The organism is Pseudomonas typographi, assembly GCF_014694385.1.
Taxonomy (GTDB): domain Bacteria; phylum Pseudomonadota; class Gammaproteobacteria; order Pseudomonadales; family Pseudomonadaceae; genus Aquipseudomonas; species Aquipseudomonas typographi.
Genome location: NZ_JAAOCA010000002.1, coordinates 12,416 through 35,693, shown reverse-complemented (window position 1 = coordinate 35,693; position 23,278 = coordinate 12,416). Strand labels below are relative to the sequence as shown.

General features: G+C 63.5%; 19 protein-coding genes. 7 read left to right on the top strand and 12 right to left on the bottom strand.

Going from position 1 to position 23,278, the window contains the following annotated elements; all coding sequences use genetic code 11:
* Positions 1-14 precede the first annotated feature (14 nt).
* The 6 genes from HAQ05_RS01440 to mreB form a co-directional block, all read right to left on the bottom strand.
* The gene (locus HAQ05_RS01440; protein WP_190416809.1) at positions 15-3,836 is read right to left on the bottom strand and encodes a YhdP family protein; all 3,822 of its coding nucleotides are present in this window, start codon (positions 3,834-3,836) and stop codon (positions 15-17) included.
* A gap of 34 nt (positions 3,837-3,870) precedes the next feature.
* Positions 3,871-5,328: a ribonuclease G gene (gene rng, locus HAQ05_RS01435; RefSeq protein ID WP_190416808.1), complete on the bottom strand. Its 1,458-nt coding sequence runs from the start codon at positions 5,326-5,328 to the stop codon at positions 3,871-3,873.
* Positions 5,329-5,428: 100 nt separating this feature from the next.
* Positions 5,429-6,004, bottom strand: a complete 576-nt coding sequence (locus tag HAQ05_RS01430) for a Maf family protein (RefSeq protein ID WP_190416807.1) — start codon at positions 6,002-6,004, stop codon at positions 5,429-5,431.
* 18 nt (positions 6,005-6,022) lie between these two features.
* Entirely contained in the window at positions 6,023-6,514 is a 492-nt protein-coding gene (gene mreD / locus HAQ05_RS01425) for a rod shape-determining protein MreD (RefSeq protein WP_190416806.1), read from the bottom strand.
* A complete protein-coding gene (mreC, locus tag HAQ05_RS01420) occupies positions 6,514-7,560 on the bottom strand; it encodes a rod shape-determining protein MreC (protein WP_238936443.1) in 1,047 nt (348 codons plus the stop codon). The genes mreD and mreC overlap by 1 nt, the downstream gene beginning before the upstream one ends.
* Before the next feature lie 158 nt (positions 7,561-7,718).
* Complete coding sequence (gene mreB / locus HAQ05_RS01415; RefSeq protein ID WP_097086069.1) at positions 7,719-8,756, bottom strand: rod shape-determining protein MreB; 1,038 nt, start codon at positions 8,754-8,756, stop codon at positions 7,719-7,721.
* A 202-nt stretch (positions 8,757-8,958) separates the two neighbouring features.
* Here mreB and gatC point away from each other — a divergent pair, with 202 nt between their 5' ends.
* From gatC to HAQ05_RS01390, 5 genes are read left to right on the top strand one after another with little or no spacing between them, the layout of a single operon-like run.
* Positions 8,959-9,246: an Asp-tRNA(Asn)/Glu-tRNA(Gln) amidotransferase subunit GatC gene (gatC, locus tag HAQ05_RS01410; protein WP_190416804.1), complete on the top strand. Its 288-nt coding sequence runs from the start codon at positions 8,959-8,961 to the stop codon at positions 9,244-9,246.
* Between the two features lie 16 nt (positions 9,247-9,262).
* Entirely contained in the window at positions 9,263-10,714 is a 1,452-nt protein-coding gene (gatA, locus tag HAQ05_RS01405; protein ID WP_190416803.1) for an Asp-tRNA(Asn)/Glu-tRNA(Gln) amidotransferase subunit GatA, read from the top strand.
* A 12-nt stretch (positions 10,715-10,726) separates the two neighbouring features.
* Entirely contained in the window at positions 10,727-12,172 is a 1,446-nt protein-coding gene (gene gatB, locus HAQ05_RS01400) for an Asp-tRNA(Asn)/Glu-tRNA(Gln) amidotransferase subunit GatB (RefSeq protein WP_190416802.1), read from the top strand.
* Between the two features lie 57 nt (positions 12,173-12,229).
* Positions 12,230-12,616, top strand: a complete 387-nt coding sequence (locus tag HAQ05_RS01395; protein ID WP_190416801.1) for a septal ring lytic transglycosylase RlpA family protein — start codon at positions 12,230-12,232, stop codon at positions 12,614-12,616.
* Between the two features lie 60 nt (positions 12,617-12,676).
* Positions 12,677-13,690, top strand: a complete 1,014-nt coding sequence (locus HAQ05_RS01390; protein ID WP_190416800.1) for a calcium/sodium antiporter — start codon at positions 12,677-12,679, stop codon at positions 13,688-13,690.
* Positions 13,691-13,694: 4 nt separating this feature from the next.
* Here HAQ05_RS01390 and HAQ05_RS01385 read toward each other — a convergent pair whose 3' ends face one another.
* The 6 genes from HAQ05_RS01385 to HAQ05_RS01360 form a co-directional block, all read right to left on the bottom strand.
* The gene (locus tag HAQ05_RS01385; RefSeq protein ID WP_190416799.1) at positions 13,695-14,636 is read right to left on the bottom strand and encodes an AEC family transporter; all 942 of its coding nucleotides are present in this window, start codon (positions 14,634-14,636) and stop codon (positions 13,695-13,697) included.
* Positions 14,637-14,816: 180 nt separating this feature from the next.
* On the bottom strand, positions 14,817-15,728 hold the full coding sequence (gene kdgD, locus HAQ05_RS01380; RefSeq protein WP_190416798.1) for a 5-dehydro-4-deoxyglucarate dehydratase: 912 nt from the start codon (positions 15,726-15,728) through the stop codon (positions 14,817-14,819).
* A 162-nt stretch (positions 15,729-15,890) separates the two neighbouring features.
* The gene (locus tag HAQ05_RS01375) at positions 15,891-16,637 is read right to left on the bottom strand and encodes a FadR/GntR family transcriptional regulator (protein ID WP_190416797.1); all 747 of its coding nucleotides are present in this window, start codon (positions 16,635-16,637) and stop codon (positions 15,891-15,893) included.
* Between the two features lie 60 nt (positions 16,638-16,697).
* Positions 16,698-18,428 (bottom strand): ABC transporter ATP-binding protein/permease, encoded by a 1,731-nt coding sequence (locus tag HAQ05_RS01370; protein ID WP_190416796.1) that lies wholly within the window; start codon positions 18,426-18,428, stop codon positions 16,698-16,700.
* A gap of 71 nt (positions 18,429-18,499) precedes the next feature.
* Entirely contained in the window at positions 18,500-19,060 is a 561-nt protein-coding gene (locus HAQ05_RS01365) for a response regulator transcription factor (protein WP_190416795.1), read from the bottom strand.
* Positions 19,061-20,314, bottom strand: a complete 1,254-nt coding sequence (locus HAQ05_RS01360) for an ATP-binding protein (RefSeq protein ID WP_190416794.1) — start codon at positions 20,312-20,314, stop codon at positions 19,061-19,063. It lies immediately after the preceding gene.
* 149 nt (positions 20,315-20,463) lie between these two features.
* On the opposite strand from HAQ05_RS01360, the gene HAQ05_RS01355 reads away from it, so the two are divergent.
* Together HAQ05_RS01355 and HAQ05_RS01350 are read left to right on the top strand one after the other, a co-directional pair.
* Complete coding sequence (locus HAQ05_RS01355) at positions 20,464-21,177, top strand: SIMPL domain-containing protein (RefSeq protein ID WP_190416793.1); 714 nt, start codon at positions 20,464-20,466, stop codon at positions 21,175-21,177.
* Positions 21,178-21,467: 290 nt separating this feature from the next.
* On the top strand, positions 21,468-23,069 hold the full coding sequence (locus tag HAQ05_RS01350) for an ABC transporter substrate-binding protein (RefSeq protein WP_190416792.1): 1,602 nt from the start codon (positions 21,468-21,470) through the stop codon (positions 23,067-23,069).
* The last annotated feature ends 209 nt before the right edge of the window (positions 23,070-23,278 follow it).

Sequence of the window (23,278 nt, the reverse complement as noted above, 5' to 3'; positions counted from 1 at the left end):
CTATCACCCCCACCTCATTGCGGCTTGCGAAACGGCTTGTCGAATGACACTTTCGGGTCTTTCAGCGAACCCTCGACCTTATACTGCACGCTGGCAAAGCGCGCCACACGGTCGCCAAGCAGTTTATCGGCCAAGAATAGCGCGCCGCCTATCGCCGGTGCGCCAACGATCAAGGCGGCGATGGGCAGGTTGTTGGACACCGGCAAGGTGACCAGCAGCTTGGCATCGATGCGGTCGGCGGCCATGTCCAGGGTACCGTCCATTTCAAGGTTACTGGATGGGCCGGTAAGGGTAATGGGCCGACGCGTGACGTATACGCCGTCGCTGGCGGCCAGGCGCCCTTTCACTTCGTCATAGCTAAGGCCTTTGCCGAGCAGGTCGGAAAAATCCAGGCGCAGGCGGCGGCCGATCGAGTTGAAATTGAGCAGGCCGAACACCCGCAGGGCCTGGGCACCGCCCTCGACCTCGACGAACTGGCCACGCTTGAACTGCGCATCGAGGCTGCCGGAAAACCGCTTGGGCGACAACCAGGCGGGCGAGCCGGGCCAACGCCCATCCACGTCAATGGCAAAGCTTTCGCTGGTAACACTGGGTGCGAACTTCCATGCCTTGAGCACGTCGCCCATGTTCTTGCCAGCCACCTGGCCTTTGAACCAACTCACGCTGGCGCCGGGGCTGCCCTCCCAGCTGCCACTACCGCGCAATTGCATCCCCTTCAGGCCAAGGTCGATATCGCTCAGGGCCACGCCTTTTTCATTGGGCCGCATCTTCAACGACCAAGCGCCCAATGGCTCATCGCCCTGCCAAAGCTGGTCGATGGCAAGGTTCACCGCCGGCAGGCTGTGCGGGTCGATCGACGCCAGCGGGTCCGGGCTGTCGGCCGGCTCGCTGCCTTCGGGTTCCGGCGGTGCCGCCGGCGGCAGGTGCACGGCCTGCAGGCGCACATCGAGCGGCGCGGCTTTGTCGCCGGGCACGGTGGCTTGGCCGGTCACCTGCTGGCTGTCCACCGCCAACGCCCAGCCGTTGTCGGCAGTGGGCGCCAGGCTCACACGCGCTTGGTCAAGGGTGGTACCGATGCCGCTGAGCTGGCCGATGCTGACGTTGATGCTGTTAAGCCACTGCCGCGGGCTGCCCGCGGCATCGTTGCCCACGTAGGTGTCGCTGTGGTTCTTCCAGGCGGCAACGTCCAGCCGGGCCAGGCTACCACGCACCCGTAGGCCCTTGTCGCTCGGCAATTGCGCAGGCTGCGTACCCAATTGCAGCTCTCCGCGGCCGTTGGCTGCATTACCGCCGGGCGCCAGGTATACGGCATTGGCCACATCGCCATAACGCAGCCGGGCGAGGCGGTCTGGCCCGCTGAGCGACAGCTCGAAACGCGACGGCCGTGGCTCGCTGGCTGCCTTGCCGAACGGCTCGGGCAGGCTCACGGCCAAACCCGCCAAGTCAGTGTCGACGCTCAGGCGGCTATCGCTGCCCAGCCACACTTGCAATTGGTAGGGTATCTCGCCGCTGGCGGGTAATGAGCCGGTGTAAGCCAGCCAATCGGCCAGTGCCTTGGCCCCTACTTGGCCGCGTGCAGCGATGCGGGTACTGGCGGCGCCGCCCTTGCCTTCGGCGAATACCTGCACCGCCACCGGCTTGCCAAAGGCCTGCGCACTAATGTTTTGGCCACTGAGCCCGCGCGCCAGGTCGAAGCGAAAATCGCCCTTGAGCTGCGACAGCTCCAATGCCGGGCGGCTGATCTTCAGCCGCGCGCCTTCGGTGGCGAAATCGACCTGCACGGCGGGTGCCTGCCCCTTGACCAGCGGCACGTCCAAGGTGACGGCACCTTTGAGCGGGCCCGCGCCTTCCCAGCCGGCGAACAGCTCAGCGGTGCCGATCGGCGCGGTTTGCAACAGGTTGATGCCGTCGGCCAAGGTCCCATCGAAGCGGCCGTCGACCAACAGGTGGGTGGTCTGGTTGCTCGGTACATGGGGTACGCGCACGTCCACCGCGCTGACCTGCGCGCCCAGCACTTGGCCGTGGTCAGCCAGGATGCGTACGTCGCCATCCTGGATATACACCCGCCCATCGACCCGCTCGGCCCGCGGCCAGCCGGGCTGGAATGCAAGCGCCGCGTCATGGACTTTGAAAAACAGGCTAATGCTGCGGGCGTGCTCCGGCGCACCCTTGGCGAGCGAGCCTTGATACTGGAAGTAGCCTTCGTCGACCTGCCCTTGTATCTGCGCATTTCGTAGCCAATCCGCCACCGAGGGGGGGAGCAGGTCGGGCAGGTATTTGGGGGTAAAGCTGCCGTCGCCGTGGGTCAGGCCCACGCGCAGGTCCATGTACGGCTCCGCCTCAGGGGCAAAGGGCAGGTAGATGTTGAAATCGCCTGCGATTTGCCCCTCCGGGCCTTGCACGCGGATTGCGGGCGCCGCCAGGGTGAAGGCATCGTGGTCCAGGCGCCAGGTCAGCAGTGCATTGGCTTTGGGGTAATACCAGGGCTTGGCGAAGATCGGGTACAGGTGCAGCATGAAATCAGACGTGGCCAGCCGCAGTTCGCCGTGGCCCAGGTCTCCGCTAATGCTACCGCTCACGTTACCGGCCCCCGGCGCGCCGTGGTAGGCCTTGAAGCCGAGCTGCTCGAGATTAGCGGCAAAGCCCAACCGGCGATCACCTTCGGCCTGGGGGTACCATTCCAGTTGCAGGTTGCGCAGCGCGCCGGTGAGCGCCAGGCTGTCAACCGCCTGCGCCGCCGCCGCGGGTAGGGGCGCCCAGGCGTCGATCAACGGCGTGAGCGGGCCGAGGTCGACCCGGTCGGCCTGCAACTGCCACACCGGCCCGTCGTTGCCAGCACCCTGGTGCACCCGCAAGTGCGACTCCCAACGTTTGTCCTGCAGTGTCATGGCCAACGAGTCGACCAGCACTTCGTAGCCTTCGTCACCCCGCCGTACCCAGGCATTCAGCGCGACGTCGCGAGCCTCCGAGGGTTCGCGCTGCTGGTAACCACCACGCACCTCGGGTGCGTTCAGGCGTAACGCGGCGCTGCGCAGCTCACCGGCCCGCCATTGGGCCCATAGTTCGCCACCGGCCTTGAGCGTGGCCAGGTTCCAACCGTGTAGCAGGCCAGGCGGTAACCAAGCGGCCCAGTCGCTCTGCGGTAGGCTCAGGTAGGCCTTGAGCGTACTTTGCCGCCAATCGCCGGCATCCACCCGCGCATCGACCTCAGCCGCCAGTGGCTGGCCATCGGGCAGGTTCCCGCGCAAGGCCAGGCGCTGCCCGCCGGCTTGGTTGCGCAGGCTGAGCGCCAGGTAGCTGAGCACCAGCGGGTCATGCCCCTGCGGTTTGAGTGTGAGTTGGGTATCGGCGAGCGACAGCTCTGCCACCCGGTCGAGTTGCGCGAGCGCCTGCGCGGGGTCGAACGGGGCATCGCGTGGGCGATCCGGCAGCCCCTTGAGCGCCCATTGACCATCGCTGCCCTGCTCCAGGCTCAGGCTCAGGCCGTCGATTTCGAGGTAGGCGATATGCAGGCTCAGCCCCAGAAGGCTTCGCCACAGCGACGGCACCACCTGTACTCGCTCAAGGTGTATCGCCCCCGGGCCGCTACCCACGGACACGTCACGCGCAGACACTATCGGCGCCAAACCATGCCAGCGGCCTTCCAGGGAACCCACCTGCACCGGCACACCCAGCAACTGGCTGGCCTTGGCACTGGCTGGCCCCGTGTATTCGCCCACCAGCGGCGCCAGGTACCGGCCCAGGCTCACCAGCAGCGCCAAAAGGATTAACAGCGTGGCGCACAGGCCCAGGCCCCAACGCATGAGCGCATCCAGAAAACGAGTCAGGCGCGCCATGGCAAACGACCTTCAAGAACGGTGAACGACTGATTCAGAGCAGCACCACGTCGTATTGTTCCTGGGAATACATGGATTCGACCTGAAACCGGATGGTCCTGCCAATGAATGCCTCAAGCTCGGCGACATTGCCGGACTCTTCATCCAAAAGGCGATCGACCACCTTCTGGTTAGCCAACACTCTATAGCCTTCCGCCTGGTAGGCACGGGCTTCCCTAAGAATTTCCCGAAAAATTTCATAACAGACCGTTTCCGGGGTTTTCAGCTTACCGCGGCCCAGGCAGCTTATGCAGGGCTCGCACAGCACCTGCTCAAGGCTTTCACGGGTGCGTTTGCGGGTCATTTGCACCAGCCCCAGTTCGGTGATGCCGATGATGTTGGTTTTGGCGTGGTCCCGTTCCAGTTGTTTTTCCAGCGTGCGGAGCACTTGGCGTTGGTGCTCTTCGTCTTCCATGTCGATGAAGTCGATGATGATGATGCCGCCAATATTGCGCAGCCGTAGCTGGCGGGCAATGGCGGTGGCGGCCTCCAGGTTGGTCTTGAAGATGGTTTCTTCCAGGTTGCGGTGGCCCACGAACGCACCGGTATTGACGTCGATGGTCGTCATGGCCTCGGCCGGGTCCACCACCAGGTAGCCGCCGGATTTCAACGGTACCTTGCGTTCCAGCGCGCGCTGGATCTCGTCCTCTACGCCATACAGGTCGAAAATCGGCCGCTCGCCGGGGTAATGCTCCAGGCGGTCGGCGATCTCGGGCATCAATTCGGCCACGAACTGGGTCGTTTTCTGAAACGTTTCTCGCGAGTCGATGCGGATTTTCTCGATCTTCTGGTTGACCAGGTCGCGCAAGGTACGCAGCGCTAGGCCGAGGTCTTCGTAGATGACCGTGGGCGCGCCAACGGTGTCGATTTGGTGACCGATCTGCTCCCAGAGCCTGCGCAGGTAGCGGATGTCCATCAGCAGGTCTTCAGGGCGCGCGCCTTCGGCGGCGGTGCGCAAGATGAAGCCGCCAACGCCGGTAATCCCCTCCTGTTCGACGCAGTCGGCCACCGCTTTTTTCAACCGCTCGCGCTCGGCTTCGTCTTCGATTTTCAGCGAAATACCCACGTGGCTGCTGCGCGGCATGTACACGAGGTAGCGCGAGGGAATAGACAGCTGGGTGGTGAGCCGCGCACCTTTGGTGCCGATCGGGTCTTTGGTGACTTGCACCACCAGGCCCTGGCCCTCGTGGACCAGCGCGGTGATGTTCTCGACCGCCTGCCCTTCGCGCAGGGAAATCTCCGACGCATGGATGAACGCCGCGCGGTCCAGGCCGATATCGATAAAAGCCGCCTGCATGCCCGGCAGCACCCGCACCACCTTGCCCTTGTAGATATTGCCAACGATCCCCCGGCGCTGCGTCCGTTCAACGTGGACTTCCTGCAGCACGCCGTTTTCCACCACCGCCACGCGGGACTCCATCGGGGTGATGTTGATCAGGATCTCTTCACTCATGGCTGGCTCTCGTCTTGGGCGATGTTATTTTATGCAGCGCCGCGGCTGCAGGCTTTGCGCCACCGGTACCACCCTATGGCGGCCGTGCGCGCGGCCTGTTTCACTGCCAGCAGGCAATACCGAGCTGTGCCAGCAGGTGTGAAGTTTCGCACAATGGAAGGCCGACCACCGATGAATAACTTCCAACCAGGCCCTCGACGAACACGGCCCCCAAGCCCTGGATCGCATAGCCGCCGGCCTTGTCGGCAGGCTCGCCGGTGGCCCAGTAGGCCTGCGCCTCAGCCGCGCTGATGCGGCGAAAGCGCACTTGGCTGCACACGCAGTGGGCCAGCACCCGGGCACCGTCGGTGACCGCCACGGCGGTGAATACCTGATGTTCACGGCCACCCAGGGCCAGTAGTGTGACCACCGCCTCTTGCTCGCCTGCAGGCTTACCCAAAATCCGCCCGTCGAGTACCACGGCCGTGTCGGCGCCCAGCACCACCCCAGGGCCGTCGAGCAGGGCCAGGCCGGCCTTCGCCTTGCCCAGCGCCAACCGCTCTACGTAGTGCTGCGGCGCTTCGCCGGGCAGCGCTGTTTCATCGATGCGGGTGGCCAATGGGGCGAATGCCACGCCGATTTGCGCCAGCAATTCACGCCGGCGTGGCGAGCCGGAGGCCAGGTAGAGGGTGGGCAATGGGGCGCCTCCTGGGTGTCAGTTAATGTTGTAGCGCCGCCGCAGCCCGCGCAGGCCATAACTGATCCATGGCCACAGCAAGGCGCTGACCACCGCGGGCAACAGCAACGCGAGGGTCGGCTGGCGGTTGCCGGTGAGGGCGCTGAGCCACAACTGCGCCAATTGCATTACGCCCAATACCACGAACAACGTGAGGCATTGTTGCCACATATGGAACAAGCGCAGGCGCGGAGCGAGCGACAACACCAAAAAGACCGTGAGCGTTAGGATCAGCGCGTTGTGGCCTAGCAAGGTGCCATATAACACATCTTCTGCCAGCCCCAGGGCGAAAGCCGTGACCATGCCGACTTTGTCTGGCAATTGCAGGCACCAGAAGGCCAGCAGCAAGGCCACCCACAAGGGCCGCAGAATCTCCATGAACTGCGGCATGGGCGCCACGCTCAGCAGTAAGCCGATCACAAACGTGAACCAGACGAGCCAACCATGGTTACGGCGGCGGGTGGCGACCATCAGTGGCGTTCTCCGGTGGGGCTGGGCCGTGCTGCCGGGTGCGCCGTGGCCGGTTGGGCCGGGTGCGCGGCGGGCCGGCCAGTGGTGGCCGGCTTGGCCACCTCGGCAGGCTTGGCGGTTTCCGCAGGTTTAGCCGGGGCTGGGTGGCTGCCGTTGGTGGGCGCCGGCTGTGTTGGCTGGGCGGCCTGGCCCTGTTGGGCACGGGCAGCAGCTTCCTCGGCCTGCGCGGCATCGGCGGCGCGCTGCTCGGGGGTGCGCGCATCGCTGAACACTAGTAGCACGTAACGGCTGCGGTTCAATGCCGCGGTAGGCACGGCGCGTACGATCGCAAACGGCTGGCCGGGGTCATGGATCACTTCCTTGACCGTGGCCACCGGGTAACCGGCGGGGAACCGCTGGCCCAGGCCCGAGCTGACCAGCAGGTCGCCTTCCTTGATGTCTGCGGTGTCGGCCACATGCCGCAGCTCAAGCCGCTCGGGGTTGCCGGTGCCGCTGGCAATCGCCCGCAGGCCGTTGCGGTTGACCTGCACGGGAATGCTGTGGGTGCTGTCGGTGAGCAACAACACCCGCGCGGTATAGGGCATCAGTTCGACCACCTGGCCCATCAGCCCGCGGGCATCGAGCACCGGCTGGCCGAGGAATACACCGTCGCGCTCACCCTTGTTGATCAGGATGCGCTGGGTAAAGGGGTTGGGGTCCATGCCGATCAGCTCGGCCACTTCGACCTTTTCGTTGACCAGCGCCGAGGAGTTGAGCAGTTCACGCAGGCGCACGTTCTGTTCGGTCAATGCCGCCAGCTTTTGCAGGCGCCCCTGCAACAGCAGGGCTTCGGTTTTGAGCTTTTCGTTCTCGGCGATCAACTCGGTGCGGCTGCCGAACTGGCTGGCCACCGCTTGCCAGGTGCGCCCAGGCAGGTCGGTGATCCAATAGGATTCCATCAGCACCAGGGACAGCTGGCTGCGTACCGGCTTGAGCAGGTCCAAGCGCGAGTCGACCACCATCAGGGCGATGGCGAGCACGCCCAGCACCAGCAGGCGTACACCCAGCGAAGGGCCTTTGCTGAAAAGCGGTTTAATGGTCCGCTCCTCTCGGGCAGATAGGCGCATGGTGATTCATCGGGAAGAACCGGTTCGAACGGAGGGTGGCGGGCACAGGCTCAGGCTTACAGGTTACACCGCCGGTGCAACCTGTAAACCATGGCTGTTCACTCGCTGGAGAGCAGGTCCATGGTGTGCTTGTCCATCATTTCCAGTGCCCGGCCACCACCACGGGCTACGCAAGTCAGCGGGTCTTCGGCGACGATCACCGGCAAGCCGGTTTCCTGGGCCAGCAGTTTGTCGAGATCGCGCAGCAGCGCGCCACCACCGGTCAGTACCAGGCCACGCTCGGCAATATCCGAGGCCAATTCCGGCGGCGATTGTTCCAGCGCGCTCTTGACCGCCTGCACGATGGTCGCCAGCGACTCCTGCAGTGCTTCGAGCACTTCGTTGGAGTTGAGGGTGAACGCGCGCGGAACACCTTCGGCCAGGTTACGGCCCCGCACGTCGACTTCACGGACCTCACCGCCCGGATACGCGGTGCCGATTTCCTGCTTGATGCGCTCGGCGGTGGATTCACCGATCAAGCTGCCGTAGTTGCGGCGCACGTAGGTCACGATGGCTTCGTCGAAGCGGTCGCCGCCCACCCGCACAGATTCGGCATAGACCACCCCATTGAGGGAAATCAGCGCGATTTCGGTGGTGCCGCCGCCGATGTCGACCACCATCGAGCCACGGGCTTCTTCCACCGGCAGGCCGGCACCGATGGCCGCGGCCATCGGTTCTTCGATGAGGAACACTTCACGGGCGCCGGCGCCCAAGGCCGATTCGCGAATGGCACGGCGTTCGACCTGGGTAGACTTGCACGGCACGCAAATCAGCACGCGAGGGCTGGGTTGCAGGAAGCTGTTCTCGTGAACCTTGTTGATGAAATACTGGAGCATTTTTTCGCACACGCTGAAATCGGCGATCACGCCGTCTTTCATCGGACGAATGGCGGCGATATTGCCAGGTGTACGGCCGAGCATGCGCTTGGCGTCGGTGCCCACCGCTACGACGCTTTTCTGGTTGCCATGGGTACGAATGGCAACCACAGAGGGTTCGTTCAGGACAATACCGCGCTCACGCACGTAAATAAGGGTGTTGGCAGTGCCCAGGTCAATGGAAAGATCGCTGGAAAACATGCCACGCAGTTTCTTGAACATGGAAAGATGACCCTGGGAACGCGTGGGTAAAAAAGTGGCGCAAACTCTAACAACGGCGGGGATTTTGGGCAAGGCGCCAATATGTTAAATTGGCTGTTTTTCCGGCCACGCCACCACATGATCGACGCCATGTGACCTCGTGATCGCGACCATGTTCCCCGGTTGGCGGAACGATTCTGCCACCTTCCACTGGAGATTCCCAATGGCGCTCGAACGCAGCGACGTGGAAAAAATCGCCCATTTGGCCCGCCTGGGGCTGAACGATGCCGACTTACCACGCACCACCGATGCCCTCAATAGCATCCTCGGCCTGGTCGATCAGATGCAAGCCGTCGATACCCAAGGCATCGCCCCGCTCGCCCACCCACTGGAAGCCAGCCAGCGCCTGCGCCCCGACCAAGTGACCGAGCATAACCAGCGCGAGGCCTATCAGGCCATTGCACCGGCCACCGAAAACGGCCTGTACCTGGTTCCTAAAGTCATCGAGTAACGCAAGCGAGCCTGCCATGCACGAATTGACCCTCGCCCAGATCGCCCGCGGTTTGGCCGACAAAACGTTTTCCTCCGAAGAACTGACCGGCGCGCTGTTGGCGCGCATCGCCGAACACGACGGGCGCCTGAACAGCTTTATCAGTGTGACCGCCGAACGGGCCCTGGCCCAGGCGCGCGCCGCCGATGCGCGGCGGGCAAGTGGTGAAACCGGCGCATTGCTGGGTGCCCCGGTCGCCCACAAAGACCTCTTTTGTACCCACGGGGTGCGTACCACCTGTGCCTCGCGCATGCTCGAAAATTTCGAGGCCCCCTACAATGCCACGGTGGTCGAGAAGCTTGACGCCGCCGGCATGGTTACCTTGGGCAAAACCAACATGGACGAATTCGCCATGGGTTCGGCCAGCGAAAACAGCCATTTCGGCCCCGTGAAGAACCCCTGGAACCTCGAACACGTGCCGGGCGGTTCCTCCGGCGGTTCGGCGGCGGCGGTGGCGGCGCGGCTGTTACCGGCCAGCACCGGCACCGACACCGGCGGCTCGATCCGCCAGCCTGCGGCGTTCACCAACCTCACCGGCCTTAAACCCACCTATGGGCGGGTTTCGCGCTGGGGCATGATCGCCTATGCGTCGAGCCTCGACCAAGGCGGCCCGCTGGCTCGCACTGCCGAAGACTGCGCGTTGCTGCTGCAGGGCATGGCCGGTTTCGACCCCAAGGACTCCACCAGCATCGACGAGCCGGTGCCGGATTTCTCCGCCGGCCTGAATACCTCGCTCGAAGGCCTGAGCATCGGCGTGCCGAAGGAGTATTTCAGCCCCGGCCTGGACCCACGCATCGGCGATGCCGTGCAGGCGACCGTGGCCGAGCTGCAAAAGCTCGGGGCGCGGGTAGTGGACATTAGCCTGCCCAACCTCGGCCATGCCATACCGGCTTACTACGTGATCGCCCCGGCGGAAGCGTCGTCGAACCTCTCGCGCTTCGACGGCGTGCGCTTCGGCTACCGCTGCGAGCACCCAGCCGACCTTACCGATCTGTACAAACGCTCGCGCGGCGAGGGTTTCGGGGCCGAAGTGCAACGGCGCATCATGGTTGGTACCTACGCGCTGTCGGCGGGCTACTACGACGCCTACTACGTCAAGGCCCAGCAGGTACGCCGGCTGATCAAGAATGACTTCATGGCCGCCTTCGAGCAGGTCGACGTGATCCTCGGCCCCACCACGCCGAACCCCGCCTGGAAGATCGGCGCCAAATCCGCCGACCCGGTGGCCGCCTACCTCGAAGATTTCTACACCATCACCGCCAACATGGCCGGCCTGCCGGGCCTGTCGATGCCGGCGGGCTTCGTCGACGGCCTGCCGGTAGGGGTGCAACTGCTGGCACCGTACTTCCAGGAAGGGCGCCTGCTCAACGTCGCGCATCGCTACCAGCAGGTCACCGACTGGCACCGCCGGTCGCCGGAAGGGTTCTGAGGAGAAACACACATGCAATGGGAAGTTGTAATCGGGCTGGAAATCCATACCCAGCTCGCCACCCAATCGAAGATTTTCTCCGGTAGCGCCACCACCTTCGGCTCCGAGCCCAACACCCAGGCCAGCCTGGTAGACCTGGGCATGCCGGGTGTACTGCCAGTGCTCAACGCCGAGGCCGTGCGCATGGCGGTGATGTTCGGCTTGGCGGTTGGTGCCCACATCGGCCAGCGCAACGTGTTCGCGCGCAAGAACTACTTCTACCCCGACCTGCCCAAGGGCTATCAGATCAGCCAGATGGACCACCCGGTGGTCGGCAAGGGCTACCTGGACATCACCTTGGAAGACGGCACCATCAAACGCGTCGGGATCACCCGCGCGCACTTGGAAGAAGACGCCGGCAAAAGCCTGCACGAGGATTTCAACGGTGCCACCGGGATCGACCTGAACCGCGCTGGCACGCCGCTGCTGGAAATCGTCTCCGAACCCGACATGCGCAGTGCCAAGGAAGCGGTGGCCTATGTCAAGGCCATCCACGCGCTGGTGCGCTACCTGGGGATCTGCGACGGCAACATGGCCGAAGGTTCGCTGCGCTGCGACTGCAACGTGTCGGTACGCCCCAAGGGCCAGGCCGAGTTCGGCACCCGCTGCGAGATCAAGAACGTCAACTCGTTTCGCTTCATCGAGCGCGCCATCAACCATGAGGTGCAGCGCCAGATCGAGCTGATCGAGGACGGCGGCAGGGTGGTGCAGGAAACCCGCTTGTACGACCCGAACAAAGACGTGACCCGCTCCATGCGCAGCAAGGAGGAAGCCAACGACTACCGCTACTTCCCCGACCCTGACCTGCTGCCAGTGGTCATCGAAGATGCGTTCATCGAGCAGGTGCGCAGCGCCCTGCCGGAGCTGCCACCGCAGAAGGTCGAGCGCTTCCAGCGCCAATACGGATTGTCACCCTACGACGCTGCGGTGCTGGCTGCCAGCCGCGAACAGGCCGACTACTTCGAAGCGGTGGCCGCCATCGGTGGCGACGCCAAGCTTGCCGCCAACTGGGTAATGGTCGAGTTGGGCAGCCTGCTCAACAAGCTGGGCATCGACATCGACCAGGCGCCGGTCAGCGCCGAGCTGCTGGGTGGCATGCTGCTGCGCATTCGCGACAACACCCTTTCCGGCAAACTCGCGAAAATGGTATTCGAGGCCATGGCCGCCGGCGAAGGCAATGCCGATCAAGTCATCGAGGCCAAAGGCCTGAAGCAGGTTACCGACAGCGGTGCGATCGAGACATTGCTGGATGAAGTGCTGGCCGCCAATACCCAACAGGTGGAGCAATATCGCGCCGCCGACGAGGCCAAGCGGGCCAAGATGTTCGGCTTTTTCGTGGGCCAGGCCATGAAGGCGTCCAAGGGCAAGGCGAACCCCGGGCAGGTGAACGAATGGCTCAAGCGCAAGCTCGAAGGCTGAGCCTGACCACCTGGCTGCCGCGGGCGGCCAGGTGAACCGAACGAGGACATACCTGGCATGTGGCGCCCCTTCTATATCGCAGCCGCTTTCGCTTTGCTCGGCGGCTGCGCCTTGGTCGAAGAAAGCGAACCGCCGATCGACCCACATGGCTATGATCAGCAAGGCGTGGCTTCGTACTACGGCGCCCGCCACCAGGGCAAGCGCACCGCCAGTGGCGAACGCTTCGACCCCAACGCCTTGACCGCCGCCCATCGCCGCCTGCCGTTCGGCAGCAAGGTGTTGGTCACCAACCTCTCCAACCAACACAGCGTGGTGGTGCGCATCAACGATCGCGGGCCGCACACCCGCGGCCGGCTGATCGACGTGTCCCGCGCGGCCGCCGAGCAACTGGGAATGACCGCCAGTGGCATGGCCCGCGTGCGGGTGCAAGACCTCGACGACTGACGGAGCGCCACTATTTTCGACCTTGCCACCCTCCCCGCCCTCAGCCTGATCCAGGGCCTGTTGGGCCTGGCCTTGATGCTCGCTGGGGCCGAATGCTTGGTGCGCGCCGCCGCGGGTGTGGCGGCCCGGTTCAACCTGCGGCCGCTGATGCTCGGCCTTACCATGGTGGCCTTGGGCAGCAGTGCACCGCAAATGGCCATCGCCCTGCGTGCCAGCGCAGAAGGCGCGGGGGACGTCGCCCTCGGCAGCGTGTTCGGCGGGGTGATTTTCAGTGTGCTGGGCACCCTTGGCCTGTGCGCGGTCATCACCCCTCTGCGGGTGTCACGGCAGGTGGTGCTCAACGACCTGCCGCTGATGTTCGCAGCCACCGCGCTGGTCTACGCGCTATGCCTTAACCAGCGCCTGGGGCGCGCGGAGGGGGCGGTGTTGCTGGTGGGGCTTGGCGGTTATATATGGATGCTGCTGGGCCAGTCACGCCGGCACGGCCACAGTTGGGCTGCCCAGGGCAAACCGCGCTCACTGTTAGGCCCGGCTGTGCTGGCGGCCCTTGGCCTGGGCGGCACCCTGTTGGGCAGCCGCTGGTTGATCGGCGCCACACTGGACATGGCCACGGACCTGGGGCTTTCTGAACGGATCGCAGGCCTTACCGCCGTGGCCATCTGCGCTGGCCTGCCGCAAATGCTCATGTCGCTGGCGGCTGTGCTGCGCGGCGAGCGCGACCTGGCCGTGGGCAACGTGATCGGCAGCAACCTGTTCAACCTGCTGGGGGTACTGGGCATCACCGCATTGGCGGCACCGTTATCCGTATCGCCTAATGCCCTTTACTTCGACCTGCCGGTAATGTTGGGCGTGACCCTGCTGGCGATGCCGTTGTTTTATGCCGGTTACCGCATTACCCGGCTCGAAGGCCTGTTACTGCTGGGGCTGTATGCCGCCTATGGCCTGCATTTGCTGGCGTTTACCTTCGGCATGCCGCTGGCCGGGCGGCTCGAACACACGCTGCTGCGCGCCTTGCCGCTGCTGGGGCTGGTGGTGGCCGTGCAGGCGTGGCGCACCTGGCGCCGGCGGCATTAACCGGTTATACCAGCCCTGCCCACTGCAGCAAAAAGATTCCCACGTTGGTGGTGACCGCTGCCGCCACCGTGGTGATGACCACGATCGCGGCCGCCAGCGGATAGTTGCCGCCCGCCGCCCGCACCATCACATAGCTGACCGACGCGGTAGGCGCACCGAAATACAAGAACAGGATGCCCAGGTCTGCACCGCGAAACCCGAACGCCCAACCCCCTAAAGTGCCGAACAGGGGCAACCCGACCATTTTCATCAGGCTGGCGTCGATGGCCGTGCGGCTGCTCTCGCGCAGCGCCGCCAACGATAAACTACCGCCGATGCAGATCAACGCCAGGGGCAAGGTCATCCGCGCCAAGCTCTGCCCGGACTCTTCCAGCCAGCCAGGTAACGTTACAGCGTATACGGCAAACGGAATGGCGCCGAACACGCTGATAATCAGCGGGTTTCGCACAATGTTGACGAAGATGCTCCAGGGGTCGGACTTCACGCCAGGGGTGTACACCGCCAACACCACCACCGACAGCGCGTTGTAGCAAACGATCACCACACCGGCGAGAATCGCCCCCAGCGAAATACCGTAGGCGCCATACATGCTCGCCGCCAATGCCAGCCCGACCACGCCGTTGTTGCCACGAAAAGCGCCTTGCACATATACGCCACGGTCGGCGAACGGCACACGCCAGGTGGCGTACCACCAGATCAAGGCAAAGCTTACGAAGGTGGCCAAGCTGTAGTAGATCAGGATGCCGGGTTTGAAGGCGGTTCGAAAATCCGCATGCAGTATCCCCAGGAACAATAGGCACGGCATGGTCAGGTTGAACACCAGGGCCGAGGCTACGCGGATAAACCCATCGTCGATCCAGCCCACCCGCTTGAGCACCACCCCCAAAAACAGCATGGCGAACACCGGCAGGGTAATGTTCAGGGTTTGCAGGAAGAGACCGAGCATGCGGGGGAAATCCGTTGTCCGTTATCGGAGCCCCATCATAAGCGAAGCGTCGCATGGCGCAACGGCGCGCGTGTGGCGCGCCAGTGGGGTGCGCAAGCGCAAGTAAAAGAAGGGAAAGACCAGGGCGGGCGCATGGCCCGCCCTGGCGGCAGCCTCGAAGAGAAGCTACCGAGCCAGGCCTTATTGCGGGCCCAGTTTGTCCATCAGCGCGGCGAGCATTTCGTACTCTTCGCCGGTGAGGTCGGTCAGCGGCGTGCGCACCGGGCCTGCGTCGTAACCGGCGATTTTAGCACCGGCCTTGACGATGCTCACGGCGTACCCAGCCTTGCGGTTACGGATGTCCAAATACGGCAAGAAGAAATCGTCGATCAGCTTGCCCACGGTTTCGTGATCATCCTTGGCAATCGCGTGGTAGAAGTCCATCGCGGTTTTCGGGATGAAGTTGAACACGGCCGAGGAGTACACCGGCACACCCAGCGCCTTGTAAGCGGCGGCGAAGACTTCCGCGGTGGGCAGGCCGCCCAGGTAGCTGAAACGATCGCCCAGGCGGCGGCGCACGCTGACCATCAGCTCGATGTCGCCCAGGCCGTCTTTGTAACCGACCAGGTTGGGGCAGCGCTCGGCCAATTTCTCCAACAGCGGCGGGGTCAGGCGGCAAACATTACGGTTGTAAACGATCACACCGATGTTGACCGATTTGCAGACCGCTTCAACGTGGGCGGCCACGCCATCTTGGGAAGCTTCGGTCAGGTAGTGAGGCAGCAGCAACAGGCCTTTGGCACCCAGGCGCTCGGCCTCTTGGGCATAGGCAATGGCCTGGCGAGTAGAGCCGCCCACGCCGGCCAGGATCGGTACGCTCTTGGCGCACGTATCCACTGCGGTTTTGATGATCGCAGAGTATTCGTCCGCAGCCAGGGAGAAGAATTCACCGGTACCGCCGGCAGCGAACAGCGCACTGGCGCCGTAAGGGGCAAGCCACTCTAAGCGCTTGATGTAACCGGCAGGGTCGAAATCGCCCTGGGCGTTGAAGTCAGTGACCGGGAAAGACAGCAAACCGGCCGAAAGGATGGACTTGAGTTCTTGTGGAGTCATTGTAGGAACACCCTGCGAGCACTGTAGAAATGAGGACGGACATCGGCGTGTTGCCCGATGTTGTAAGTCATCGTACAACTAGATTCAGTTGAATGCAACAGTGCCACACTCAACCGATTTTGACCGCTTAGCCAGGCGCTCACCCAAAGGGTGTCAACCCGTTCAGCGGCCCGTCGCGACCGCCTCATGCGCCTGGCGCAGCCGCTCGCGGCTGTTGGTCAAATGCAGGCGCATGGCCGCGCGCGCGGCGTCCGCATCCTGGCGGGCGATCGCGTCGAAGATCTCCTCGTGCTCGCGGCTCAGGCGTGTCATGTAGTGCTGGTGGTCATCGTGGGCCAGGCGCGCGGAGTTCAAGCGAGTGCGCGGGATGATGCTGGTGCCCAGGTGGGTCATGATGTCGGTGAAATAGCGGTTGCCGGTGGCCAAGGCAATGCGCAGGTGGAACTGAAAGTCCGAAGCCACCGCGTCGGTGGCATGGGCCGCGCTCTCGTTGAGCGCATCGAGCGCTTCGCGGATCGCCGCCAGATGTTCGGGTGTGCGGCGCTGCGCCGCCAAGCCCGCCGATTCCACTTCCAGGCTGATGCGAAGCTCGAGCACCGCCAACACGTCGCGCAACGTCACGATGGTCGCAGGGTCGATCCGAAACCCGCTGGGGCTCGGCATGTCGAGCACGAACGTGCCGATGCCGTGGCGGGTTTCGACCTGGCCTGCCGCCTGCAGCCGTGAAATCGCTTCACGCACCACGGTGCGGCTCACCCCTTGCTCTTCCATGATGGCCGACTCGGTCGGGAGCTTGTCGCCACGCTTGAGCTCGCCGCTGCGAATACGCTCGCTGAGCACGGCGACCAATTCTTGCGCCAGGCTACGGGGTTTCTTGCGCGCGCGTGGGGTTGCGCTCTGGTTATCCATGACGTCCATCGTTCTCGGGCCGTTGATTAAACGGCATCATAGCGCAACCTGCCCATACGATCACGACCGCTCACCTGTCAGCTCGCGCAAGTGCTCGTGATCGATCCGTGCCAGGCGCGGGTGGAACCGCTTCAGGCTGCTGCGGTGGCCCACGCTGACCATGCCCAGCCCGGGTAAACGCTCGATCAACAGCTCGTATAACGCCGCCTCGTCTTCTTCGTCCATGGCCGAGGTCGCTTCGTCCATGAACAACCAGCGCGGCTTGAACAACAGCGCCCGGGCGAACGCCAAGCGCTGTTGCTCGCCCGGCGACAGCACCTGTTGCCAATGGTCGGTGTCGTCCAGGCGGGCCACCAGGTGCTCCAGGCGGCAGGCTTGCAGCACCTCGGCGAACGCCTGCGGCGGGTAGCCTTCTGGCGCCTCGGGGTAGCTCAGGGCCTCGCGCAACGGCCCAATCGGCAAATAGGGCTTTTGCGGCAGGAACAGGGTGCGCTCGGCGGGCATCACGATGCGCCCGGCGCCGCGCGGCCAAAGCCGCCCCATGGCGCGCAGCAGGGTGCTTTTGCCGCTGCCGGAACGCCCCATGAGCATCACCCGCTCGCCGGCGGCTACGCCCAGGCTCGCATCGCGGAGCAGCGCCCGCCCGTCCTCAAGCTGCAGGGCCAGGCCATCTAGCGCCAGGGCATCGCCTTGGGCCTGCACGTCAATCGCCTGCGGCCGCCCTTCGTTGGCCGCCATTGCCGCGTGGAAACTGAGCAAACGGTCGCAAGTGGCGCGCCAACTGGCCAGCGACGCATAAGAGTCGACGAACCAACTGAGGTTATCCTGCACGCTGCCGAAGGCCGAGTTGATTTGCATCAGCTCGCCCAACTGGATCTTGCCGGCGAAGTAACGCGGCGCCGCCACCACGAACGGGAAAATGATCGCTATCTGGCTGTAACCGGAGGTGAAGAAGGTCAAGCGCTTTTGCACCCGCATCACTTGCCAAAAGTTTTGCCACACATCACCGAAGCCCAGGCTAAGCCGGCGCTGCTCGTTTGGTTCGCCGTTATACAGCGCCACGCTTTCGGCATTTTCGCGCACACGCACCATGGCAAAGCGCAGGTTGGCCTCGAAGCGCTGTTGTTGGTTGGACAGCGGAATCAGCCGGCGGCCGATCAGGTGGGTGAGCCAACTGCCGACCACCGCATAGACCAGCGCGGCCCAGAACATGTAGCCGGGGATTGTCCAGCCGGCGATTTCCAAGCTTCCCGATACCCCCCAAAGAATCACCGAGAACGACACCAGGCTGACCACCGTGCGGACCAGCCCCAGGCCCAGGCCCAAGGTGTCGCTGGTAAAGTTATTGATGTCTTCGCTGATGCGCTGGTCGGGGTTATCGGTGTAGGCAGCAGTTTCCAGGTGGTAGTAGTTCTTGTGCCCCAGCCAGCGGGCGAAGTGTTGTTCGGTCAGCCAGCGGCGCCAACGAATGGTGAGCATCTGGGTCAGGTACAAACGGTACACCGCCCCCAGGATCGCCACCGCAGCGATGCCGCAGAAATACAGGATCAGCTTGCCGAAGGCGGCGGTGTCTTTGTTTTGCAGGGCATTGTAGAAGTCCCGGTACCAGTTGTTGATCCACACGGAGATGGCCACGCTGAACAGCGACAGGGCGATCACCGCCACCAGCAAGGCCCAGGCCTTGCCCTTTTCTTCGCTGCGCCAATAGGGCGCGGTCATGCCCCACACGCGCTTGAGAAATTGCCCGCGGACCGCGTCATTGACCGCGGAAGGCTCTGCGTTTTGGTTCATTGATCAGGCTCGTGCAGGCGCCGCTGCGGTTCGGCCGTGAACCGCGCAGCGTTGAAGGTCAAGGCCGGCGCTCAGCGCCGCACCGGCCGCTTTTGCAATTTGCGCTGTAAGGTTCGCCGGTGCATGCCCAAGGCGCGGGCGGTAGCGGAGATATTGCCTTCGTGCTCGGTCAACACCCGCTGGATATGCTCCCACTGCAAACGGTCGACCGACATGGGGTTGTCGGGCACCAGGGTGTCCAGGTCGGCGTGGTCAGACATCAACGCCGCCAGCACATCGTCGGCATCGGCGGGTTTGCACAGGTAGTTGCGCGCGCCGCGCTTGATCGCTTCCACCGCGGTGGCGATGCTCGAGTAACCGGTGAGGATTACCACGCGCATGCCGGGGTCCAGCTCGAGCAACCTGGGCAGCAGCACCAAGCCCGAATCGCCCTCCATTTTGAGGTCCAGGGCGGCATAATCGGGCGTGTCGTGCTGGGCCAGGGCCAGGCCCTCTTCGGCCGAGCCCGCGGTACTCACCCGCAGGCCACGGCGCGCCATGGCACGGGCCATCACGCGGGTAAAGGTGGCGTCGTCGTCGACCAGCAACAGGTGCGGTAGCTCGTCGCTTTCAACCACGGTTTCGTCAGCCATTCAAATCTCCTCGCGGGTCAGCGGAAGGCGCAGCTCGGTGAGCGTGCCGCCATCCTCATGACTATAGAGTTTTACTGAGCCGCCTGCGCGGGTCACGCTTGCCTTGCTCAGGAACAGGCCCAGGCCGAAGCCCTTGCCCTTGGTCGTAAAGAAAGGTTTGCCGATTTGCTCGGCAATAGCCAGGGGCACACCCGGGCCGTGGTCGCGTATTTGGATGAAGATGTTTTCATGGTCCCAGCCCAGCGTCACTTGCAAGCCATCTGGGCACGCGTCGGCGGCATTGTTGAGCAGGTTCAACAATGCCTGGGTGAGGTCGGGCGCCGGTGCGATCAACGGCGGCGTGCCCTGCCCCTCCAGGCGGTAACGGTAAGTGGTTTCCGGGCGCATCAGGTGCCAGCGGTGGGTGGCCTCTTCGAGCCAGAGCGTGACCGGGCGTGCGCTAACGTCCAGGCGGCGGTTGGCCTCGGCGGCGCGCACCAGTTGCTGCAAGGTTTCCTTGCACAGTTTTACTTGGTCTTGCAGCAGGGCCAGGTCCTCCTGCAGGGCGGGGTCGTGGTGATCCTGGCGCATCTCCTTGAGCAGCACGCTCATGGTCGCCAAGGGCGTGCCCAACTCGTGGGCCGCGCCGGCCGCTTCGGTGGCCACGGCGAGCAATTGCTGGTCGCGCAGGCCCTCTTCGCGCCGCTGCGCCCGCCACTGCTCTTGGCGCCGCAGTTCTTCGGCCATGCGCGCGGCAAAGAAGGTAATCACCCCAGCGGCCAACGCGATGCTCATCCACATGCCATACACCTGCATGTTCTCGCGCGCCACCGGGTAGGTTTCCAGCGGGTGGAACCGCAACAGCAAAAAGGTATAGCTAGCCAGCGCCAAGCCCGAAAGCGCCAGTGAATAGATCCACGGCAGGGTGACCGCGGCAATGGTCAGCGGCACCAGATAATACGACACGAACGGGTTGGTGGAGCCGCCGGAATAATAAAGCAGCACGCTGTGGATCAGCAGGTCGCAACCCAATTGCAGCGCGTATTCGAATTCGGTCACCGGCAACGGCACCCGCAGCCGCGCGGCAGTCACCGCGCACAGCACGGCCGAGAACGACAGGGTAATGACCAAAGGCAGCCAGGGCAGCGGCAGCAGATGGGCCAGGTAGGCAAACCCCACGGAACCGGCCTGGGCCGCCAGCACCAGAATACGCACCAGGGTGAGCCGCCAAAGGTTCTGGCGGGTGGCGGACAACGGGGGGAAGGCGGCGAGCATTCGCTCTCCTGAGCGGGTAAATAGTTTCAAAAGTATACCTAATGCCCTTAGATGACTGACAAAGCTGCGGCAAACAGCCACAGTTGAACCGCACCCCCAGGATACAGTCTCAGGGGCAGGAACCCGCCTTCCCCCGATAAGGAGCTCCCATGTTCGCCCTTCGCCGCTGCTCGGCACTACTGTTGGCCGCCAGCCTGCTCATACCCCCCCTTACCTATGCCGATGAACTGCACTACAACCAAATATCGCTGCACGCCGAGGCCAGCCGCGAGGTACCGCGGGACCTGATGACCGTCACGCTTTACACCGAAGACCAAGGGCGCGACCCGGCGCAATTGGCCGCCGGCATCAGCACCCTGCTCAACAAGGCGCTGGCCCAGGCCCGAGGCACACAGGGCGTAACCGCCAGCATGGGTAGCCGGCGCAGCTATCCGGTGTACGACGACAAGGGCCAAAAGATCACCGGCTGGCGCGAGCGTGCCGAGGTGCGCCTGCAAAGCCAGGACTTCCCAGCGCTGTCCACGTTGACCGGTGAACTGCTGCAAACCCTGAAAATGGGCGGCATGGCGTTCGGCATCGCTGATCAAACGCGCAAAGACAACGAAGACGCCCTGCTCAAAGACGCGGTGGCGGCCTTCAAGGCCCGCGCCCAGCGGGTGACCGAAGCGATGGGTGGTAGCGGGTACAAGATCGTGAACCTGGACCTGAACGAGGGTGGCGGTTCCATGCGTGCGGCGCCCATGCCGATGATGATGAAGGCCGCACGTGCCGACGCCGCGCCGGTCACGCCCGACATCGAAGCCGGTACCACGCAAGTGCAGGTCAACGCGGGCGGCCTCATCGAGGTGCAAATGGCCCCGTGACGCCGCGCCAGGGGCTCTGCCCCGCGCCAGGCTTCGCCGCGCTGGCGCACCGTGGCAGGGCCCTTTTTGCCATAATGTGCGGACACAGTGCATACGCGCCTGAAATACCCCCCCTGCCCTACCGGCCTGTGTTATCGAATTACATCGATGCGACATTCTAGTACGTCGGGACAGCATTTTGAGATAAGTCGCAGCCGGCAGCATTGCACTGGGTACGCGCCCTGCATAAGTATCCGCAGGGCGCCCATAAGGCTGCCCTCTTTTCTGAAAATGACAACAATGAGGCCACCATGCTCAAACATGCAGTCATTCCGTTTCTCGTTGGTGCTGGCCTGTTCGCCGCGACCCCGCTGGCACAGGCCGCTTCCAACCTGGTGTTCTGTTCGGAAGGCAGCCCTGCTGGCTTCGACCCAGGGCAGTACACCACCGGAACCGACTTCGATGCGTCCGCGGAAACCGTCTTCAACCGCTTGACCCAGTTCCAACGCGGTAGCACCACCGTGATCCCGGGCCTGGCGACCAGTTGGGATGTGGCCGATGATGGCCTGACGTACACCTTTCACCTTCGCCAAGGCGTGAAGTTTCACACCACCGACTATTTCAAGCCCACCCGCGAGTTCAACGCCGATGACGTGTTGTTCACCTTTAACCGCATGCTCGACCCGAACATGCCGTTTCGTAAGGCGTACCCCACCGAGTTCCCGTACTTCACCGACATGGGCATGAACGACAACATCAAGCAGATCGAGAAGGTCGACGATTACACCGTCAAATTCCACTTGGGCACGATCGACGCGGCCTTCATCCAAGACCTGGCCATGCCCTTCGCCTCTGTCCAGTCGGCCGAATATGCAGACAAACTGCTCAAGGAAGGCAAGCCCGAGCTGATTAACCAGCAACCCATCGGCACGGGCCCGTTCGTGTTCGGCCGCTATCAAAAAGACTCGCAAATACGCTACAAGGGCAACAAGGACTATTGGAACCCGGCGGACGTGAAGATCGATAACTTGATCTTCGCCATCACCACCGACGCCTCGGTACGGGCGCAGAAGCTCAAGAATAACGAGTGCCAGGTTACCGCATACCCTCGCCCAGCCGACCTCGAGCCGCTTAAAGCAGACAAAAACCTGCAGATGCCCAATCAGCCGGGCTTCAACCTGGGCTATATCTCGTACAACGTAACCCACAAGCCGCTGGATGACCTGCGCGTGCGCCAGGCGCTGGACATGGCGGTGGATAAACCGCGGATCATCGAAGCGGTGTACCAAGGCGCCGGCCAACTGGCGGTCAACGCCATGCCACCGACCCAATGGGGCTATGATAAATCCATCAAGGACGCGCCCTTCGACCCGGAAAAAGCCAAGGCGCTGCTCAAGGAAGCCGGCGTGAAGGAAGGCACCGAGATCCAGCTATGGGCCATGCCGGTGCAACGGCCGTACAACCCCAACGCCAAGCTGATGGCCGAAATGCTGCAGTCCGATTGGAAGAAAATCGGCATTAACGCCAAGATCGTCAGCTACGAATGGGGTGAGTACATCAAGCGCGCCAAGGCCGGCGAAACCGACGCCATGCTGATCGGTTGGAGCGGTGACAACGGCGACCCGGACAACTGGCTGGGCACGCTGTTTGGTTGTGATGCCGTTAACGGCAATAACTTCGCCAAGTTCTGCAACCAGGACTACGACAAGCTGATCAAGGCTGCCAAGGCAACGCCCCAGCAAGCCGACCGCACGCCGCTGTACGAAAAGGCCCAGCAGTTGCTCAAGCAGCAGGTGCCTTACACCCCCATCGCGCACTCCACGGTGTACCAGCCGATGCGTACCAGCGTGGTCGACTTCAAGATCAGCCCCTTGGGCCTGAACTCCTTCTACGGTGTCGGCATCAAGAACTGACGCACAACGCTAGCCAATGGGCCTGCCCCGGTGCCGCGAGCACCGGGGCGGCGCCTACGCGCAAAGCGATTGCCGAACTTTCCCACAGGTTTTGCTGAAAACTCTTCTACCCACCCCTGGTGCCGGAACCTAGTGTCCGCGTGTGGCCACCGTTTTGCCCAAATTCGGGCGCGGCCCACGCAATGGTTCCCTGACCAAGAGGTTTCGAT

What these genes read in the sequence shown, in the direction of transcription:
- HAQ05_RS01440 (WP_190416809.1), bottom strand. Translation starts at nt 3,836, where the DNA reads ATGGCGCGCCTGACTCGTTTTCTGGATGCGCTCATGCGTTGGGGCCTG.
- rng (WP_190416808.1), bottom strand. Translation starts at nt 5,328, where the DNA reads ATGAGTGAAGAGATCCTGATCAACATCACCCCGATGGAGTCCCGCGTG.
- mreD (WP_190416806.1), bottom strand. Translation starts at nt 6,514, where the DNA reads ATGGTCGCCACCCGCCGCCGTAACCATGGTTGGCTCGTCTGGTTCACG.
- mreB (WP_097086069.1), bottom strand. Translation starts at nt 8,756, where the DNA reads ATGTTCAAGAAACTGCGTGGCATGTTTTCCAGCGATCTTTCCATTGAC.
- gatC (WP_190416804.1), top strand. Translation starts at nt 8,959, where the DNA reads ATGGCGCTCGAACGCAGCGACGTGGAAAAAATCGCCCATTTGGCCCGC.
- gatA (WP_190416803.1), top strand. Translation starts at nt 9,263, where the DNA reads ATGCACGAATTGACCCTCGCCCAGATCGCCCGCGGTTTGGCCGACAAA.
- gatB (WP_190416802.1), top strand. Translation starts at nt 10,727, where the DNA reads ATGCAATGGGAAGTTGTAATCGGGCTGGAAATCCATACCCAGCTCGCC.
- HAQ05_RS01395 (WP_190416801.1), top strand. Translation starts at nt 12,230, where the DNA reads ATGTGGCGCCCCTTCTATATCGCAGCCGCTTTCGCTTTGCTCGGCGGC.
- HAQ05_RS01385 (WP_190416799.1), bottom strand. Translation starts at nt 14,636, where the DNA reads ATGCTCGGTCTCTTCCTGCAAACCCTGAACATTACCCTGCCGGTGTTC.
- kdgD (WP_190416798.1), bottom strand. Translation starts at nt 15,728, where the DNA reads ATGACTCCACAAGAACTCAAGTCCATCCTTTCGGCCGGTTTGCTGTCT.
- HAQ05_RS01375 (WP_190416797.1), bottom strand. Translation starts at nt 16,637, where the DNA reads ATGGATAACCAGAGCGCAACCCCACGCGCGCGCAAGAAACCCCGTAGC.
- HAQ05_RS01370 (WP_190416796.1), bottom strand. Translation starts at nt 18,428, where the DNA reads ATGAACCAAAACGCAGAGCCTTCCGCGGTCAATGACGCGGTCCGCGGG.
- HAQ05_RS01365 (WP_190416795.1), bottom strand. Translation starts at nt 19,060, where the DNA reads ATGGCTGACGAAACCGTGGTTGAAAGCGACGAGCTACCGCACCTGTTG.
- HAQ05_RS01360 (WP_190416794.1), bottom strand. Translation starts at nt 20,314, where the DNA reads ATGCTCGCCGCCTTCCCCCCGTTGTCCGCCACCCGCCAGAACCTTTGG.
- HAQ05_RS01355 (WP_190416793.1), top strand. Translation starts at nt 20,464, where the DNA reads ATGTTCGCCCTTCGCCGCTGCTCGGCACTACTGTTGGCCGCCAGCCTG.
- HAQ05_RS01350 (WP_190416792.1), top strand. Translation starts at nt 21,468, where the DNA reads ATGCTCAAACATGCAGTCATTCCGTTTCTCGTTGGTGCTGGCCTGTTC.